15 protein-coding genes are annotated in these 15757 nt (G+C 66.9%); 10 read left to right on the forward strand and 5 right to left on the reverse strand.

Features of this window, described 5'->3' with window-relative positions; all coding sequences use genetic code 11:
* A partial coding sequence (locus IWX64_RS16930; protein ID WP_334683128.1) for an HNH endonuclease occupies nucleotides 1–1124 on the forward strand: 1124 nt, incomplete at its 5' end.
* A gap of 148 nt (nucleotides 1125–1272) precedes the next feature.
* On the opposite strand, the gene IWX64_RS02665 is transcribed toward IWX64_RS16930, so the two are convergent.
* The 4 genes from IWX64_RS02665 to IWX64_RS02680 form a co-directional block, all read right to left on the reverse strand.
* Nucleotides 1273–2739, reverse strand: a complete 1467-nt coding sequence (locus IWX64_RS02665) for a protein adenylyltransferase SelO (RefSeq protein ID WP_196865627.1) — start codon at nucleotides 2737–2739, stop codon at nucleotides 1273–1275.
* A 51-nt stretch (nucleotides 2740–2790) separates the two neighbouring features.
* Nucleotides 2791–3093: a hypothetical protein gene (locus IWX64_RS02670; RefSeq protein WP_196865628.1), complete on the reverse strand. Its 303-nt coding sequence runs from the start codon at nucleotides 3091–3093 to the stop codon at nucleotides 2791–2793.
* Nucleotides 3094–3128: 35 nt separating this feature from the next.
* The gene (locus IWX64_RS02675) at nucleotides 3129–3353 is read right to left on the reverse strand and encodes a DUF3107 domain-containing protein (protein ID WP_196865629.1); all 225 of its coding nucleotides are present in this window, start codon (nucleotides 3351–3353) and stop codon (nucleotides 3129–3131) included.
* A gap of 62 nt (nucleotides 3354–3415) precedes the next feature.
* Nucleotides 3416–4036 carry a TetR/AcrR family transcriptional regulator gene (locus IWX64_RS02680; protein ID WP_334683129.1) on the reverse strand — a complete coding sequence of 207 codons (621 nt, stop codon included), beginning with the start codon at nucleotides 4034–4036 and terminating at the stop codon, nucleotides 3416–3418.
* A gap of 130 nt (nucleotides 4037–4166) precedes the next feature.
* Here IWX64_RS02680 and moeB point away from each other — a divergent pair, with 130 nt between their 5' ends.
* On the forward strand, nucleotides 4167–5363 hold the full coding sequence (moeB, locus tag IWX64_RS02685) for a molybdopterin-synthase adenylyltransferase MoeB (protein WP_196865630.1): 1197 nt from the start codon (nucleotides 4167–4169) through the stop codon (nucleotides 5361–5363).
* 12 nt (nucleotides 5364–5375) lie between these two features.
* On the opposite strand, the gene IWX64_RS02690 is transcribed toward moeB, so the two are convergent.
* On the reverse strand, nucleotides 5376–6698 hold the full coding sequence (locus IWX64_RS02690) for a glutamyl-tRNA reductase (RefSeq protein ID WP_196865631.1): 1323 nt from the start codon (nucleotides 6696–6698) through the stop codon (nucleotides 5376–5378).
* A 192-nt stretch (nucleotides 6699–6890) separates the two neighbouring features.
* Between IWX64_RS02690 and hemE the strand changes: the two genes are divergently transcribed.
* From hemE to hemL, 8 genes are all read left to right on the forward strand, one after another.
* Entirely contained in the window at nucleotides 6891–7952 is a 1062-nt protein-coding gene (gene hemE / locus IWX64_RS02695; protein ID WP_196865632.1) for a uroporphyrinogen decarboxylase, read from the forward strand.
* A gap of 2 nt (nucleotides 7953–7954) precedes the next feature.
* The gene (gene hemG, locus IWX64_RS02700; RefSeq protein ID WP_196865633.1) at nucleotides 7955–9466 is read left to right on the forward strand and encodes a protoporphyrinogen oxidase; all 1512 of its coding nucleotides are present in this window, start codon (nucleotides 7955–7957) and stop codon (nucleotides 9464–9466) included.
* 99 nt (nucleotides 9467–9565) lie between these two features.
* Nucleotides 9566–10282 (forward strand): hydrogen peroxide-dependent heme synthase, encoded by a 717-nt coding sequence (gene hemQ, locus IWX64_RS02705; RefSeq protein WP_196865634.1) that lies wholly within the window; start codon nucleotides 9566–9568, stop codon nucleotides 10280–10282.
* Nucleotides 10279–11493 (forward strand): ferrochelatase, encoded by a 1215-nt coding sequence (locus IWX64_RS02710; RefSeq protein ID WP_196865635.1) that lies wholly within the window; start codon nucleotides 10279–10281, stop codon nucleotides 11491–11493. The genes hemQ and IWX64_RS02710 overlap by 4 nt, the downstream gene beginning before the upstream one ends.
* Entirely contained in the window at nucleotides 11490–12443 is a 954-nt protein-coding gene (gene hemC, locus IWX64_RS02715; RefSeq protein WP_196865636.1) for a hydroxymethylbilane synthase, read from the forward strand. Before IWX64_RS02710 ends, hemC begins: the two co-directional genes overlap by 4 nt.
* Nucleotides 12440–13366: a uroporphyrinogen-III synthase gene (locus tag IWX64_RS02720; RefSeq protein WP_196865637.1), complete on the forward strand. Its 927-nt coding sequence runs from the start codon at nucleotides 12440–12442 to the stop codon at nucleotides 13364–13366. The genes hemC and IWX64_RS02720 overlap by 4 nt, the downstream gene beginning before the upstream one ends.
* Before the next feature lie 21 nt (nucleotides 13367–13387).
* Nucleotides 13388–14374 carry a porphobilinogen synthase gene (hemB, locus tag IWX64_RS02725; RefSeq protein WP_196865638.1) on the forward strand — a complete coding sequence of 329 codons (987 nt, stop codon included), beginning with the start codon at nucleotides 13388–13390 and terminating at the stop codon, nucleotides 14372–14374.
* A complete protein-coding gene (gene hemL / locus IWX64_RS02730) occupies nucleotides 14371–15696 on the forward strand; it encodes a glutamate-1-semialdehyde 2,1-aminomutase (RefSeq protein ID WP_196865639.1) in 1326 nt (441 codons plus the stop codon). Before hemB ends, hemL begins: the two co-directional genes overlap by 4 nt.
* The last annotated feature ends 61 nt before the right edge of the window (nucleotides 15697–15757 follow it).

A 15757-nucleotide genomic window follows, 5' to 3' on the forward strand; every position in this document is an offset into this window, starting at 1 on the left:
CCTCCGCGCTCGGTGATTCGTGTTCAGTCATCGTCACAATGATTCTCCAATCAATCAGCAACCGCATCCCTTACACAATCAATCTGACACCCTCGGCACCGGACACCATGGCCTACCTGACAGCGTTGCTCCCGGTGAAGGAGGCCGTCGCGACCTACGCTGTGTTGACGCGTCACGCTGACACGGTCCGGGGTACCGGTGACCCGAGGTCTCGGGGTCAGGTGATGGCCGATACCCTCGTTGAACGCGTCACCGGTGTCCCCGGTGGGATCAGCCGGGTCGAGTTGCAGCTCATCATGACCGACCGTGCCCTCTTCCAGGGCGACAGCGAACCAGCCAGGATCCCCGGCTACGGCATCGTCCCCTCCAGCTGGGCACGCAACCTCCTCCAGGCAGGAACACCGACCAGCCCAGCAACCAGCCGAGCAAACAGCCAGGACAATCCGGCCGGCCCACTAACCGGCGAGGGCAGTCGGATCAGCCCAGCAACCAGCCAGGACAATCTGACCGGCCAAACCAGCCCAGCAGATTCGACCGGGTCAGGACCAGCTGGCGGCACTGGCACTGGCCGGAAGGATCAAAGCCGGTCGGGGCAAGGAGGTTCGGCTTTCGACGTCTGGTTACGTCGCCTCTACACGGCACCATCGACCGGGGATTTGGTGGCGATGGATTCCACGGCCCGGCTCTTTACGAAAGCGCAACGCCGGTTTATCACCGCCCGGGATGACACCTGCCGGACCTCGTACTGCGACGCACCGATCCGCCACATCGACCACATCATCCCGTGGCACCCGGGAGGACCGACATCGATCACGAACGGGGCAGGACTCTGCGAAGCGTGCAACCACACCAAAGAACACCCCGGCTGGACTGTAGCCCCCGCACCCGGACCGAGACATCAGCTCAAAACCACCACCCCCACCGGCCACACCTACCACTCCACCGCACCACCATTGCCTGGAGCTGGAGCTGGAGCTGGAGCTGGAGCTGGAGCTGGAATTGGAGCTCGAGCTGGCGCCGAGCCGGGGAGAGCCAAACCAGCTATTCGGCTCGAATCCGTCACGCTAGGTATCCGACGCCGACGGATACGGAAACGCGGAAGCCCTCAACCCGGAGCGGCTTGAACCCGGTGCGGCCCAACATCCCCGATACTGACAGAGTGCTTGCCGAATTCACCTCGCCCAAAGGCACGATCAAAGCGGTGAACGAACAGCATGGGGATGACCATCGGGTGAAACTGGGTCGCAGGATTGCGGGACGGGACTGTGAAACCTACGTGCCGCAGAAGGTCCGGTAGGTTCCGAAGTCCTCAGGTGCGCCGGTAGCGTAGCGTTCCAGTCCGGGGCGGCTGTCAAAAGGCGCGGTGACCGCTTCCAGGAGGCGTCCGAGTGGCTCCAAATCGCCGTCCGTCGCCGCCGCGAGAGCTTCCTCCACCAGATGGTTGCGGGGGATATAGACGGGATTGGTCCGATCCATCGCTGCGGAATCCGGACCCAGAGCGAGCCAGCGGTTCAGCCACTCATCCAGACCCTGCTGGTCGCCCTCAAACAGGGCGTGTACCGGACCGGCGTCGCCCCGTGCCGCAGCCCCGAGGGACCGGAAGAAGGAGGTGTAGTCGGCGCGAGAGTCCTGCAGCAGGGCCAGGAGCTGATCCACCAGCGGCAGCACCACCGAATCAGCATGGTCGGCGGCGAACCCCAGTTTGGACTTCATCCCGGCTGACCACGCTGCACCGTACTGATCACGGAACCGGCCGAGGGATTCGGTGGCCAATGCGACGGCCTGCTCCTGGTCATCGTCCAGGAGGGGCAGCAACGCCTCGGCGAGCCTGGCCAGGTTCCATTCGGCAACCACCGGTTGGTTGGCGTAGGCGTAGCGACCGGCGTCGTCAATGGAGCTGAACACTGCTCCGGGATCAAACCCGTCCATGAACGCGCACGGTCCGTAGTCAATCGACTCCCCGGAAATGGTCATGTTGTCCGTATTCATTACCCCGTGGACAAACCCGACGAGCATCCATTGGGCCACCAGGGAAGCCTGGGCGGCCTGGACTGCCTCGAACAGAGCGAGATAGGGGTTGGCGGCGATCGCGGCCTCGGGATAGTGGCGGCTGATCGCGTGATCGGCGAGGCGGCGGAGGAGGTCGACGTCGCCCATTGTCTGGACGTACTGGAAGCTGCCTACCCGCAGATGGCTGGCCGCCACCCGGGCCAGCACGGCACCGGGCAGGAGCGTCTCCCTGCGGACGGATTGTCCGGTCGCCACCACGGCAAGGGATCGGGTCGTTGGAATACCGAGGGCGTGCATAGCTTCGCTGACGATGTATTCACGGAGCATCGGTCCGACAGCGGCCAGCCCGTCGCCGCCGCGGGCGAAGGGCGTGCGCCCCGACCCCTTGAGGTGGAGGTCGTAGCAGTGGCCGCTGGGGTCAGTGAGTTCCCCGAGCAGGAGCGCCCGACCATCACCGAGACGAGGAGAGAACCCCCCGAATTGGTGCCCGGCGTAGCCTTGCGCCACCGGGGTTGCACCTTCGGGCACCTCGTTACCCGTCAGGAGCCCGAGGCCCCCGGGTGTGCGCAGTGCAGAGACGTCGAACCCCAACTGCGTAGCGAGAGGTTCGTTCAGGACGAGCAACCGGGGTTCAGGCGTAGTCTCAGCCTGCCAGGGAACCGCCAACTCGGGCAGTTCCCGCACGAAGCGGTTGTCGAGTGAAAGTGCCAGCTCGGGTGTAACGCTCATGGTGTGAGCCTACAGGGCAAGGTCCGCCGGCGGTGCGGGGCAACCCGGGCTCTAGTCATCGGACACTTTCCGGAGCGCTGCGGCCTCGGCTGCCTCCCGGTGCTGGCCGAGCCACCACGCGACGCCAATGGTGATCACGGCGGAGCATAGGATCGGCAGCAGCCAGCTGAGCCAGAACAGATCCGGGTTGTAGCCGAGCCCGGTGAACTGCACGATCACCCAGGCCGCCAGTCCCGAGGCGAGGGCAACGACCGGTAGCAGCAACGTGTTGTAGTGCTGATGGTGCCGGTTGGCGAACCGCACGGCAAGGCCGAGCACCAGCGTCACCAGGGTGACCGCCAGGAGCGTTACCATGCCCGACCCCGCCTATGGTCCCTGTGGACCGTTCCCTAGAGGGCCCCGAAACCTACCCGACGCGACTCTTCGGCGCCGATTTCCACGTAGCCGAGAACGTTTGCCGGGACAATGACGTGGCGGCCCTTGCTGTCTGCCAGCCGGAGCTCAGCGCCGCCGTTCATCGCCTTCGCCACAATGTCCGCAACCTCGTCGGCGGTCTGTTCGGACTCGAGAACAATTTCCCGGTTGACGTTCTGGATACCAATCTTGATTTCCATGGCGGTTCCTCCTGCTATAGCGGTAAGTGGGTGGTTATTGCTTGCCCTCACTGGAACTTACTCTAGATTTCCTTGGGGAAGCGACTGATTCCGCGCCAAGCTAAACGGTAAATCAGCTCGCTTGCCACATCGATGTCCATGCTGCCGTCTGTCTCAAGCCAGTAGCGCGCGCTGACCTGTGCCATCCCGGCCAGACCGTGCCCCAGCAGGGTCGCTTCCAGGTGGGACAGGCGGGTGTCCTCGGCGATCACGCCGGCGATCGCGTCGGCAAACCGGGCGTTGAACTCTTCGAGTTTGCCGCTGACATCAGGGTCGTTGAACAGGTCGGATTCGAAGACCAGCCGGTGGGCCTGGCTGTCCTGGGCGATGAACTGGAAGTAGGCCCGCATCGTGGCGTGGACCCGGAGCTTGTTGTCGGTGGTGGACTGCAGAGCCTCCACCAGCAGGGCGGTCAGCTCGGCGAGGTGGCTCTCCAGCAATGCCAGGTATAGCTCCCGCTTCCCCGGAAAGTGCTGGTACAGCACCGGTTTGCTGACTTTCGCCACCTCTGCGATCTCGTCCATCGCCGCACCGTGATACCCGTTGGCGACAAACACTTCGTGGGCGGCGCTCAGCAGTTGGCGTCGTCGCTCATCCCGCGGTAGGCGCGTCGATTTGCCGCCTGTCGGTACTTCTGCGCTCACAGTTCGTCTGGCTTTCGGTCGAGGTGCGTCCCGCGGTGGGGCCGGGGAGGGTAGCCTCCAGTTTACCCGCGGGTAACCTCGTTGGTCGCGCGACTGGCCCCCGGGAGTTTGCCGGGCATACATTTAAGGCATGAGCACAAACGGCCAGGCTCTGGCCCCCCTGGTCGGCCCGGATGCCACGCTGACCAAGGAAGAGACCGAGCGCTATTCCCGCCACCTGATCATCCCCGAGTTCGGGATGACCGCGCAGCAGCGACTGAAGAACGCCCGGGTGCTGGTCATCGGCGCGGGAGGCCTGGGCTCCCCAGCGCTGCTGTACCTCGCCGCCGCCGGGGTGGGGACCCTCGGGATTGTCGACGACGACGTCGTCGACCTTTCCAACCTGCAACGCCAGATCATCCACGGGGTCTCGAACGTCGGTCAGTCGAAAGCGGAGTCGGCCGCACAGCGCATCGCCGAATTGAATCCGTTGGTCACCGTCGTCAAGCACGAGGTGCGGCTGGACAACAGCAACGCGGTGGACATTTTCTCCGGCTATGACCTGATCCTGGATGGCACCGACAACTTTGCCACCCGCTACCTGGTGAACGACGCCGCAGAGATCCTGGGAAAGCCCTATGTCTGGGGTTCCATTCTTCGGTTCGACGGTCAGGTGAGTGTGTTCTGGGCCAAACACGGCCCCAGCTACCGTGACCTGTACCCGGATGCGCCGCCGCCCGGATCCGTTCCGTCCTGCGCCGAGGGCGGGGTGCTCGGTGTCCTGTGCGCCCAGATCGGCTCGGTCATGGTCAATGAGGCAATCAAACTCATCACGGGCACGGGGGTTCCGCTGCTGGGCAGGGTGCTGATCTTCGATGCACTGGAGATGAGCTGGCGTGAGGTGCGGGTCCGCCGCGATCCCGACGCGGTGCCGGTCACCGAGTTGATGGACTACCAGGCGTTCTGTGGCCTGCCGGCCGTCGGCGACGCGACCGGCGATGCGGCGTCGGAGAACCCCATACCGTCGGTAAGCGTCACCGAACTGGAGCAGCTGTTGCGCGAGCGGGGGAGCGGGCAGCGTGACTTCGACCTGATCGACGTCAGGGAACCGGGCGAATACCACATCGTCCATATCGACGGCGCTACCCTCATGCCCAAGAACTCGGTGCTCTCTGGCGAACTCACGGTCAGCGCGGACCGGGACGTCTACGTGCACTGCAAAGCGGGTGGTCGATCGGCGGACGTAGTCCGGCACCTGCGGACCGAGGGACATTCGCGGGTCTACAACGTGGACGGCGGAATCCTGGAGTGGGTCAAACAGATTGAGCCGGAGAAGCCGGTCTACTAGATAGGGGTGCGGTTATCCAGTGCCGGTGGCGGGTGGATCCTGCCTCACCGGGCAACCGGCGTCGCCTGACTGGTCGGCCGGGGCATCCAGATTGATGCCGTACAACGCTTCCAGCGCTGCGGCGTAATCCTGTTGGCGGCCGTCAGCGGCCAGTTCCCGGGCGCGGACCGTCGGCACGTGCAACAGTTGGCGGACCATCCGGCGCAGAGCGAACTCCACTTCCTCAGCGGCCGCCGTGCACCCGTGCTGGGCCCGGACCTTCTGCATCTCGGATTCCAGTACCTGCTGCGTGTGCTTCCGGAGCGCGACAATGGCGGTGTCCATTGCGCGTGAGTCCTGACGGTCCTGGAAGTTCTTTGCGGCGTCGATGACGAGGGTGCTTGCCTGGCCGAGGGCCGCTGCCTGCTCGCTGGGTGCCGCAGCCCGGACCGATTCAAGGGTGATCAGTTCAACGTTGTGCAGGGACCCGACGGCCGGGTCGAAATCATGGCTCAGCGCGAGGTCGACGATGATCAGGGGCTTGTCGACGCCGGCCCGCACCCGTTCGACGTCGTCGGCCCCAACCCGGTTATCGCTGCCGCTGCAGCCCACGACGATGTCGGCGTCGGCCAGCGCGGCCGGAAGTGTTTCGGAGGTCAGCGCGACCCCGCCCCGGGTGGAGACGAAGGTTTCGGCGCGATCGGAGGAGGAGTAGACCGAGACGCTGGTGCAGCCTTTCTCCTTCAGCAGTGCCATGGTCGCACCGGCGTAGGCCCCGGTGCCGAACACCACCACTGACTTGTCAGTAAACTCGCGGGTCAGTGACAGGTCCGCCGCCAGCTCGAGGGCTACCGACACGATGGAGCGGCCCTGGCTACCCAGCGCTGTCTGCGCGCCGACGTCCTTCGCGGTGCGGGAAGCTTCCTGGAAGAGCTGAACCAACGGTCCGCTGGTGGTCCCGTTAGCCTGGGATTCGATCAATGCCCGTCGCACCTGGCCGGCGATTTCCCGTTCCCCGACGACAGCAGAGTCAAGACCCGCCCCGACGGCGAAGAGGTGGCGGGCAACGTCCTCGCCCGTACGGGTAGTGAAGGCCGAGGAGACCCAGCTTTCGGGCAGGCCCGACAGTCCGCTGATGCGGGCGATGACGGTGGAGCGTGCAGCCTCCACATCATCGGTGGACGGGGCATCGCAATAGATTTCGAGGCGGTTGCACGTGGCCAGGGTGACAGCGCCAGAGACCGCCGGGCCGTCAGCGAGCACAGCGGATGCGACCTGGTCGGCGCCGACACTGAGTCGGGCGACGGTTTCCAGATCCACATCGGAATGGGTTGCAACCAAAGATAGTAAAACCACAGCCCCATCAGCATAGCGAAATCTCCTTCCTGCGCTTCAATAGGTATGCCTAAGTTCCCCGCCAATTCGGTGATCGTGGCGGGTGAGATTCACCACCCTCCATCGGCTGTGGCCAGCGGAGGCAGGCGGACCGCTCAACGTCGGCGACCGGTGGGTTAACCCAAACCGTCTGAACTTGGGCACAATCGAGATATGACTTTGAGTGCAGCACACCCCCTGGTAGATGGCCGGACTTCTTCCTCGCCTCTGATCTCGGCCTACCGCGGTCAGCGGCCCAGCCGTCGTCCGGTGTGGTTCATGCGCCAGGCCGGACGGTCCCTCCCTGAATACCGCAAGCTGCGGGAGGGGACAGCGATGCTCGACTCCTGCCTCGACCCGGCCATGGCCTCGGAGATCACTCTCCAGCCGGTCCGCCGGCACGACACAGATGCGGCCATCTTTTTCTCCGACATCGTCATCCCGCTGAAGCTCGCCGGTGTCGACGTCGACATCGTCCCGGGGATCGGTCCCGTGCTCGGCGCCCCGATCCGCACTGCCGCCGACGTCGCGGCGCTTCCGGAGCTTACCGACGAGGCACTTGAACCAATCCGTCAGGCGGTCGCACTGACCGTCGCTGAACTCGGCAGCACCCCCCTGATCGGGTTCGCCGGTGCGCCGTTCACCCTCGCCGCCTACATGGTCGAGGGCAAACCCTCCCGCGACCACCTGGGTCCGCGCACCATGATGCACTCCGATCCCGAGACCTGGGGTGCGCTCACCCGCTGGGCTGCCGATGCGTCGGGTAAGTTCCTCCGGGCCCAGCTGGAAGCCGGCGCCAGCGCGGCGCAACTGTTCGACTCGTGGGCAGGGTCCCTCGGTCTGGCGGACTACCAGGCGCACGTCGCCCCGGCCTCCGGACGTGCCCTCGAGTTCGTGAGGGGTCTCGGCGCACCCCTCATCCACTTCGGGACCGGTACCTCGGAGCTGCTGGTCGCCATGCGCGACGTCGGCGTGGACGTGGTGGGAGTGGACTACCGGCTACCGCTCGACGAGGCCAACCGGCGCCTCGGCGGCACGGTTCCCCTGCAGGGCAACATCGACCCTGCACTCCTGACGGCGCCGTGGGAGGTGCTCGAAGCACACGTTCTCGACGTCCTCAAGGCAGGGTCGGCTGCCCCGGGCCACGTGGTGAACCTCGGCCACGGGGTACCACCGGACACCGATCCCACCGTTCTGACGCGCATCGTCGAACTTATCCACTCGGTGGAACCGTAACCATGCCGCACCGCACCACTGTTTCCCGCCAGCCAGCGGCCAGGACCGTCGTCGTGGTCGGTGGCGGAATGGCCGGGCTGGTCGCTGCCCGCGAGCTGGCGGAGCGGGGCCTGGACGTGACTGTCCTTGAGCGCTCGGCGGGTTTCGGCGGTTGCGTCGCTGACCATGAGGTCGCCGGGCTGCGGCTGGACAGTGGTGCCGAGTCCTACTCCACCCGGTCGGAGACCGTCCCGGCGCTGGCACGTGAGCTGGGCCTCGGAGATCTGCTGGTCACGCCCAACCCGGTGGGCGCCTGGATTCAGTTCCCCGGGAAGGATCCGCAGCATAGCGCGATGCCGTTGCCCCGCAGCGGCATCCTGGGTATTCCCGCAGACGTGCTCGACCCGGACATTGTCAACGCTATTGGCCGCGCAGGAGCGCTGCGGGCATCCCTTGACCGGGTGCTGCCCCTCGGGAGCCTGTACAAGGACGACGGCGTCAGCCTCGGTGAGGTGGTGCGCGCCCGCATGGGAGTCGACGTCCTCGACCGCCTCGTTGCCCCAGTGGTCGGCGGAGTATTCTCGGCGGACCCCGACGACCTGGACGTCGATTCGGTGGCGCCGGGCCTCCGCAAGATGATGAAGAAACACGGGTCACTCGGTGCCGCAGTGGGTGCCATGCGTGCCGCTGCGCCAGCCGGATCAGCGGTTGGTGGACTGAGCGGAGGAATGGCCCAGCTCACCCGGGTGCTGACCGACGAATTACGGGCCGCCGGAGTCCACCTGCGCCCCGGGAGCGAGGTGCGCAACATCGCCCGTTCCGGGACCGGCTGGACAATCACGACGAGCGTTTCCACCAGCACGGAATCCACCAGCACGAATCACGCCAGTGCAGAAGTTTCCAGCACGGAATCCGACGCGGAGTCCACGGTGAAGGCCGACGCCGTCGTCATGGCAGTGGATGGGCCCGGCGCCGTCGACCTGCTGGGCGACGCGCTGCCGCGCCTCCTCGCCGACCGTCCCCGGGCCGTTCCCGGCGTTGCACTGGTGACCCTCGTGGTCGACGTCCCGGAACTCGACGCGCATCCCCGGGGGACGGGGGTTCTGGTGGCTGCCGGGGCCGAGGGCGTCAGCGCCAAAGCCCTCACCCACGCCACCGCCAAATGGCAGTGGCTGGCCGACCAGGCAGGGCCGGGCTCGCACGTGTTGCGACTGTCCTATGGCAGGGCCGGGCAGGTGGGGGAGGAACTCGCCGACGACGACAGCCTGTACCGGCAGGCGCTCGCCGACGCGTCGGCCCTGCTCGAGACCCCGATTGCCGATGACGACGTGGTGGGGTGGAAGGTGGTCCGCTGGAACGGAGCCCTCCCGCACGCGTCGGTGGGACACCGGGACCTGGTGGCACGGGTTCGTGCCGCCGCCGCCGCCGAACGGAACCTGGAGATCACGGGTGCCTGGCTGGCGGGCACCGGCCTGGTCGCCGTCATCGACGATGCACGGGTCCGGGCGACAGCGCTGGCCGACCGGCTCACCTAGCGGTCGGCAACGTGGCCGCATTGTGATGTTCGCGACTTTCTACGCGCAGTAGAACCTTTGAATTTCGGTTTGCTCATTGCGGCGGGGCAGACTAGTACCATGAGTGAGCAAACCCGCACGGAGCACACGCAGAATTCCTCGACAGCCACCGACGGCGACGCCGCGGTAGAGCAGTACTTCACCCTGTGGACGGTGTTCAAACGCAGTGCCGTCACGCAGCCCTCCGCCACCGGATCTCTCGATGAGGTAGTCACCTCCCTCGACGCTGACGGTGTGACACTGCGCGGCTTCTATGACGTGTCAGCGATGCGTGAGGATGCCGACGTCATGGTCTGGCTCCACGGGTCCAAGCCCGAAGCGCTGCAGGCAGCGGTCCGCAAGATCCGTCGGACCACCGAGTTCGCAGCCGCCGAGATCGTCTGGTCGGCAATGGGAGTCCACCGGGCTGCCGAATTCTCCAAGAGCCACTCGCCGGCCTTTTCACGAGGCGTGGCGCCGGCCGAATGGGTCTGCGTCTACCCGTTTGTCCGCTCCTACGACTGGTACATCCTGCCATCGGAAGAACGCCGAGAAATGCTGTACGACCACGGCTTAAAGGGCCGCGACTACCCGCAGGTCCTGTCCAACACCGTCTCCTCGTTCGCCCTCGGCGACTGGGAATGGATCCTGGCCCTTGAAGCACCCGAACTGGTTGACCTCGTTGACCTCATGCGCCACCTGCGTGAGACAGAGGCCAGACGCCATGTTCGTGACGAGATTCCCTTTTATACCGGACGGCGGATTGATACCGCCGGGATTGCAGAGGTGCTCCTATGACCGCACAGGCATTTCACCCGCTCGACGGTGTTGACGACAATGGCAGGATGGCGCCGAAGGACTACGACGCTATTGTGCTCGCCTCCTTCGGCGGACCCGAAGGCCAGGAAGATGTCATTCCGTTCCTCCGGAACGTGACCCGGGGCCGCGGTATCCCCGACGAACGGCTCGAAGAGGTCTCGCACCACTACCGTGCCAACGGCGGCATCAGCCCGATCAACGCGCAGAACCGTGCGCTGAAAGCGGCGATGGAGGCCGAACTGGCCAGCCGCGGGATCGACCTGCCGGTGTTCTGGGGCAACCGCAACTGGGCCCCGTTCATCGCTGACACGCTGCAGGAGGCGTACGACGCCGGCCACCGCCGCGTGCTGACCGTCACCACCAGCGCCTACTCCTGTTACTCCAGCTGCCGCCAGTACCGCGAAGACTTGGGGATGGCCCTGGTGGAAACCGGCCTCGACGGGAAGCTCGAGGTGGACAAGGTCCGGCAGTACTTCGACCACCCCGGCTTCGTTGAGCCCTTCGTTGAAGGGGTGACCGATGGCCTGGCCGCGCTGCGCCGGAAGCTCGCCGACAGCGGGGAGGCCGATGCGCCGATCCACATCCTGTTCGCGACCCATTCGATTCCCACCGGTGACGCCGACGCCGCCGGACCCCGGGTCAACGGCGAAGCCGACGGCGGCCCCGCCTATGCCGAGGGTGCCTACGTGGCCCAGCACCTGGCCACCGCGCAGGCGGTTCTGGACCGCATCCCGACGTCGGCCAACGTCGACTGGTCGCTGGTGTACCAGTCGCGCTCCGGAGCGCCCCATGTGCCGTGGCTTGAGCCGGACATCAACGACGCCATCAAGGACCTCGCCGCTGCTGGCACCAAGGGCGTCGTGATCGTGCCTCTCGGATTCGTCAGCGACCACATGGAAGTGAAATGGGACCTCGACACGGAGGCCCTGGAGACCTGCGCCGATCTGGGCGTCCTCGCTGAGCGGGTGCCGACCCCGGGAACCCACGAGAAGTTCGTCGCCGGTCTGGTAGACCTGATCTGCGAACGGACCGTCGACAACAACATCACCGAACGGCCCGCCGCAACGAACCTGGGACCCTGGTTTGACGTGTGCCGGCCCAACTGCTGCGCCAACCGCCGGGGGCCCAAGCCCACGGTGTCCGCCGCCGACTCGACGGTCGGTGTACCGGGGGCGGTGCCGGGCGCGTGACCCAGCCGCTCCGGGTAGGCACCCGCGCCAGCGCGCTGGCGCTCACCCAGACCACCACGGTCGCCGAGCGGATCAGCGACCTGAGCGGAGCGCAGCACGAACTGGTCCGGATCCGTACCGAAGGGGACGTCCACAAGGGATCGCTCACCCAGATCGGCGGGACCGGGGTGTTCGTCGCCGCGCTCCGGGACGCGCTGCTCGCTGACCGCTGTGACCTTGCGGTCCACTCCCTGAAGGATCTGCCAACCACCCTTGCCGACGGGTTGACGGTAGCTGCCATTCCGGAACGCTCCGACACCCGGGACGCGCTGTGCGCCCGCGACGGACTGACCCTGGCCACCCTGCCCGACGGCGCCACCGTGGGAACCGGGTCGCCCCGCCGGGCGGCACAGTTGCGGGCCGCCCGGCCGGGCCTGGACGTCATCGACATCCGCGGCAACGTGGATACCCGGCTGGCCCGGGTGGCTGGGCTGAGCGAATCGGGACCCGGGGACCTGGACGCCGTGGTACTCGCAGCCGCCGGGCTGCTCCGACTCGGCCGCGATTCCCACATCACCGAACTCATCGACCCGGCCGTCATGTTGCCGGCACCCGGCCAGGGTGCCCTGGCCGTCGAATGCCGGACCGGCGACGCCGGGGATTCACCGTTCGCCGCGGCCCTGCACGACTACGACCACACCCGGACCCGGTTGGCGGTCACCGCAGAGCGGGCCGTCCTGCGCCGGCTCGAGGCGGGGTGTAGTGCCCCCATCGGGGCGCTCGCCACCGTCAACGACGGGGTCCTCGCCCTGCAGGCAGTGGTGTGCAGCCTCGACGGGACGAAACTGCTCCGTCTGGCGCGCTCGGGACGGGACCTGTCCGTTGACGGCGCCGACGCGCTGGGTGTGGGGCTCGCCGAGGACCTGCTCGCTGCGGGCGCCGCCACCATCGCGCCGTTGACCGCTCAATGATCCCAGCCCCGGCCTCCGGTGCGCTGCCGCTTGATGGTGTCAGCACTGTGTTGCTGCGCGGGGCAGACCAGGCAGGGCCGATCGTTGGGGAACTGACCTCCCGGGGGGCGACGGTGAAGCTGCTGCCGCTTATTGACTTCGAAATTCCCCAGGACACCGCACCGCTTGATGCCGCCCTGGGTAGCCTGCGCGAGGGCGGGTATCACTGGCTCATCGTGACGAGCAGCACCACGGTCCGCGCCCTGAAACAGCGCTCGGCCCACCTCGGTTTGGATCTCCCCGGTGGGATTCCCCGCCACACCCGCATTGCTGCAGTCGGGGAGGCCACCGCCAGTGCCCTGGCAGCCGAAGGCTACCGGGTGGATCTGGTGCCCGGGCGGTCCGGCCAGGAGAGCTCGGCGTCCGGGCTGGCCGTCGCCCTGGGCATGCTGCCACCCGTCGGCCGTGTCCTGGTCCCGCAGGCCGACCTCGCGGCTGACACCCTGGAGCGTTCGCTCAGGGAACAGGGCTGGGATGTGCTCCGGGTCATTGCCTACCGAACGGTCGCTTACCCGGCGGTGGCTGCACAGCGGCTGACCACCGAGATTTCGCTGGCCTCCGAACGGGGCGTGCCGCGACCGGCGTCAACCGAGACCGAGTTGGATCCGGCGGGTTTTTGGGCGGCCGTGGCCGACGGTGCAGTCGACGCGGTGGTGTTCACCTCACCGAGCACCGTCCGCAGGTTGAGCGAGCAACGTCCCGGACCCAGCGGTAAGGATTTTCCGGCCGGGCTCGCCGCCGTCATGATCGGTGCCAGCACAGCTGCGGAAGCGGTGCGGTGGGGCATCCCCGTCGCTTCCGTGGCCGTCGAGCCGACCCCCGCGGGAATCGCCGACGCCGTCGCCGTCGCCATCGCGGGACCACTTCCAATCGTGACAGGCTAAGTGCAAGAGAGAAGGAGCACCATGAGTTTCCCCCAACACCGGCCCCGTCGGTTGCGGACTACGCCGGCGCTGCGCCGCCTGACCGCCGAGCACCGCCTCAGCCCCGCCGAGCTGGTGCTGCCAGCCTTTGTCAGGGAGGGCCTCACCAGCCCCCACCCTATTTCGTCGATGCCCGGGGTAGTACAGCACACCACCGACTCCCTGAAGCGCGCCGCAGCGGAAGCTGTCGGATTGGGCGTTGGCGGAATCATGCTGTTCGGTGTTCCCGCGCACCGCGATGCGACCGGCAGCGCTGGCCTGGATCCGGACGGCGTGCTGAACCGGGCGATCGCCGATGTCCGCGCCGAGGTGGGCGATGATCTCGTGATCATGAGTGACGTGTGCCTGGATGAATTCACCGATCACGGGCACTGCGGTGTCCTGGCCGCTGACGGCACTGTCGACAACGACGCGACGCTCGCCGTCTACGCCGAGATGGCCGTCGCCCAGGCGGACGCCGGTGCCCACGTCTTGGGGCCGTCGGGGATGATGGACGGCCAGGTCGCGGTCATCCGGCAGGCCCTCGAGGAGGCGGGACATCAGGAGACGGCCGTCCTGGCCTACGCCGCCAAATACGCTTCGGCGTTCTACGGCCCGTTCCGGGAAGCCGTGGACTCCCAGCTACAGGGCGACCGGCGCACCTACCAGATGGATGCCGCCAACCGCCGCGAGGCACTCCTCGAGGTCGAGTTGGACCTCGAAGAGGGTGCTGACATGGTGATGGTCAAACCGGCCATGAGCTACCTCGACATCCTGGCCGACGTCGCTGCGCTCTCCCCGGTGCCGGTCGGGGCCTACCAGATCTCCGGCGAGTACGCCATGATCGAAGCCGCCGCAGCCAACGGGTGGATCGACCGCCGCCGGGCCATCGAAGAATCGGTCCTCGGCATCAAACGCGCCGGGGCAAACATCATTTTGACCTACTGGGCCGCCGAACTTGCCGGCTGGCTGAAGGAGCAACACTCATGACCGTTTCAGAAGATCTCTTCGCCCGCGCGCAGACCCTCATGCCGGGTGGTGTGAACTCGCCAGTCAGGGCCTTCGGGTCCGTCGGCGGCACCCCCCGCTTCCTGGTCTCCGCGAAGGGCCCGCACGTGATCGACGCCGACGGCACAGAATACGTCGACCTGGTCTGCTCGTGGGGGCCAGCGCTGCTCGGACACGGCCACCCGGCGGTGTTGGATGCGGTGCACCGCGCCGCCGACAACGGTCTATCCTTTGGAGCTTCGACCCCGGCCGAGGCTGACCTCGCGCAGCTGGTGCAGAATCGGGTGCCCGCCGTGGAACGGTTGCGGATGGTCTCCACCGGCACCGAAGCCACCATGACCGCTGTTCGGCTGGCCCGCGGCTACACCGGACGCAACCTTATTGTGAAGTTCGCCGGGTGCTATCACGGTCACCTGGACTCGCTGCTGGCCGCCGCTGGGTCCGGCGTCGCCACCCTGGCGTTGCCCGGCTCGGCCGGGGTCACCGCGGCCACCGCAGCCGAGACACTCGTCCTGCCCTACAACGACCTTGCCGCCGTTGAGGCGGCGTTCGCCGACCACGGGGATTCAATCGCCGCGGTCATCACCGAGGCAGCACCGGCCAACATGGGTGTCGTCACGCCGGGCCCCGGCTTCAATGCCGGCCTTGCCAGGATCACCGCAGCGCATGGCGCGCTACTCATTGTCGACGAGGTTCTCACCGGATTCCGGGTGGGTCCGGGCGGGTACTGGGGCCTCACCGGTGGCGCGGCCGACACCGCCGAGGCCTGGACCCCCGACCTGCTGACCTTCGGAAAGGTGATCGGTGGCGGACTCCCCGCTGCGGCCCTTGGCGGCCGCGAAGAGGTGATGAATCACCTCGCCCCGCTCGGCCCCGTCTACCAGGCTGGCACGCTGTCGGGCAACCCGCTGGCGATGGCCGCCGGAGTCGCCCAGCTGACCGCCGCGACGCCGGAGGTCTACCGGCAGATCGACTCCGCGTCGTTGGCCCTCTCGACGGCACTGTCCACCGAACTGGACCGGGCCGGGGTAGATCACTCCATCCAGCGTGCCGGTAACCTGTTCAGCGTGGCCTTCGGTACGTCGTCGGGCGGTGTGCACAACTACGCTGACGCGCTGGCGCAGGAGGCCTACCGGTACGCTCCGTTCTTCCACTCAATGCTGGACTCCGGTGTCTACCTGCCGCCGTCGGTGTTCGAGGCCTGGTTCCTGTCCTCGGCGCACGACGACGCCGCCCTGAACCGGATCTACGATGCTCTGCCCGCCGCCGCGGCGGCCGCTGCGCGTGCGACGCCGGAGAGCTGAAGCTGACGCAGACACCAAAGAACCCCGCACCGAGACGATGAGCGCTCTGGGTGCGGGGTTC

The organism is Arthrobacter sp. CAN_A212 (assembly GCF_015752345.1).
In the GTDB taxonomy this organism is placed as follows: domain Bacteria; phylum Actinomycetota; class Actinomycetes; order Actinomycetales; family Micrococcaceae; genus Arthrobacter_D.

Bases quoted from the DNA above. Each gene is read 5' to 3' on its own strand.
- IWX64_RS02665 (WP_196865627.1), bottom strand. From the start codon at position 2,739: ATGAGCGTTACACCCGAGCTGGCACTTTCACTCGACAACCGCTTCGTG.
- IWX64_RS02670 (WP_196865628.1), bottom strand. From the start codon at position 3,093: ATGGTAACGCTCCTGGCGGTCACCCTGGTGACGCTGGTGCTCGGCCTT.
- IWX64_RS02675 (WP_196865629.1), bottom strand. From the start codon at position 3,353: ATGGAAATCAAGATTGGTATCCAGAACGTCAACCGGGAAATTGTTCTC.
- moeB (WP_196865630.1), top strand. From the start codon at position 4,167: ATGAGCACAAACGGCCAGGCTCTGGCCCCCCTGGTCGGCCCGGATGCC.
- hemE (WP_196865632.1), top strand. From the start codon at position 6,891: ATGACTTTGAGTGCAGCACACCCCCTGGTAGATGGCCGGACTTCTTCC.
- hemG (WP_196865633.1), top strand. From the start codon at position 7,955: ATGCCGCACCGCACCACTGTTTCCCGCCAGCCAGCGGCCAGGACCGTC.
- hemQ (WP_196865634.1), top strand. From the start codon at position 9,566: ATGAGTGAGCAAACCCGCACGGAGCACACGCAGAATTCCTCGACAGCC.
- IWX64_RS02710 (WP_196865635.1), top strand. From the start codon at position 10,279: ATGACCGCACAGGCATTTCACCCGCTCGACGGTGTTGACGACAATGGC.
- IWX64_RS02720 (WP_196865637.1), top strand. From the start codon at position 12,440: ATGATCCCAGCCCCGGCCTCCGGTGCGCTGCCGCTTGATGGTGTCAGC.
- hemB (WP_196865638.1), top strand. From the start codon at position 13,388: ATGAGTTTCCCCCAACACCGGCCCCGTCGGTTGCGGACTACGCCGGCG.
- hemL (WP_196865639.1), top strand. From the start codon at position 14,371: ATGACCGTTTCAGAAGATCTCTTCGCCCGCGCGCAGACCCTCATGCCG.